The sequence below is a fragment of the Sulfuricurvum sp. genome (assembly GCF_049305995.1).
Classification (GTDB): domain Bacteria; phylum Campylobacterota; class Campylobacteria; order Campylobacterales; family Sulfurimonadaceae; genus Sulfuricurvum.
Window position 1 is genome coordinate 1 of sequence record NZ_JBAQPS010000202.1, and the last position, 1,744, is coordinate 1,744.

Consider the following 1,744-nt stretch of genomic DNA (forward strand, 5'->3'; position numbering starts at 1 on the left):
GAGCTACAGGACGTTTAAAATGATGATAGAGGGATATGCGAAACAGCAACAGAAGCGGAAGATTATCGAAACGGTTCAAAAACTAAACGGTATCCCCGCATACAAAGGCGTTTTTGAGCAGAAAAAACAGTTAGTGGAGTTTGCTATACAGAAATTAGAAGATAATGGGGTTAGTTCAGGGGTCAGTGAGTTTAGGGTAACAAATAGACGGAAGCTTTACACGGTTTTTCAATGAACAGAGCTTTTTAGTCACCATTTCAGGAAAGTTTCTATCCCTATTATGTTACTATCCTTTATTAAAATGGGGAGAGAATCTAAATGTTAAAAAAAATTATTATGCTTTGTGTTGTTGCATCAATTGCATTTGCTGGAGATTTTGAAAATGGGGTCAAGGCATTTGATAAAAAACAGTATCAAAGTGCATTGCAAAATTTTTCTAAGGCATGTGAACATGGGAAGGCTGATGGATGTGGGAATGCAGGTTTAATCTATAAGCAAGGATACGGAATGATGCAAGATTCATCTAAAGCAGCCGTATTTTATACAAAAGCTTGTGAATTAGGATATTCAGAAAGATGCTCTAGTTTAGGAATTATGTATATAAGTGGTGATGGAGTTACAAAAAATCATGATGAAGCTATTCGATTATTCACAAAAGCTTGTGATGCAAATAATGCGAATGGATGTTTTAATCTTGGGTTTGGATATATAAAAGGTGATATTGTCGAACAAGACAGTGCTAAAGCAAAGCCATTGTTTGAAAAAGCGTGTATTTTGGGTCATTTTGATGCTTATTCTAAACTAGGAAGTATGTATAATGATGGAGATGGTGTAGAACAAAACCAATTTAAAGCAATCGAGTTATTTACAAAAGCCTGTAATGGTGGAAGTGCAATGGGCTGTAGTAATCTTGGGCTTATGTATTTAAATGGCTCTGGAATAAAGCAAAATAGCTCTAAAGCAGCTGAACTTTGCGCAAAAGCATGCAATGGTGGAAACGATGTGGGATGCTTTAATCTTGGGGTTATGTATTACAATGGCGAGGGAGTTAAGCAGAGTGATAAGTTAGCACTAAAATATCTTGGAATGGCTTGCGATATGAAATATGAAGATGGCTGTAAAAATTATGCTACAGTCAAAAAAGAGCTAGGGAAATAGACTTAAAGCCGAGTCTTGATATAGGTATGTAGTATATATTCCTATATCTATCTCTTTAAGTATTATAAATTATTATTTAAAGCCACTTCTTTCATAGTATCAAAAAACCAATTGGAGAATTTTTTCCTATTTTTCTTATCCTTTGCAATTGGTTTTTGCCCTTTTTGAAAATACAAAATGGCAAAAATATTGGCAAACCACTAGATAATAGCGAACAGTGATTGGGAATCTTTAAACCATAACAGTTGCATTATAAGTGGGTAATCATTCACTCATGCTAGGATTTCTCCTATCGACTTCAAGCCAGCGCCCTCTATCGACACTATTACGGGCATCTCTTTGTGAATCGAACCTCTTACCACCCGACACAAACTATTATACAATCCGTTTTCCTAGCTATATACTCTATGAGTAATTTCTTTACATCCATATCCTCCGTTTAGTGGTGAATATATAAAATCTTGACTTCAGAAGATTCAACACATTCACCTAAAGGACTTAGGATGCGCTCGACACGCTGGAATCAACCAACGGAGATTTTTTTTGCCTTGATGTAAAGTGGGAGGTGTGACAATGATGATAGATA

General features: G+C 35.7%; 2 protein-coding genes. Both read left to right on the forward strand.

Annotation, left to right across the window (positions count from 1 at the left end):
* The coding region (locus WA010_RS06835) for a hypothetical protein (protein ID WP_422556394.1) at positions 1–235 on the forward strand (235 nt) is incomplete at its 5' end.
* 83 nt (positions 236–318) lie between these two features.
* A complete protein-coding gene (locus WA010_RS06840; protein WP_422556395.1) occupies positions 319–1,158 on the forward strand; it encodes a tetratricopeptide repeat protein in 840 nt (279 codons plus the stop codon).
* Positions 1,159–1,744 lie beyond the last annotated feature (586 nt).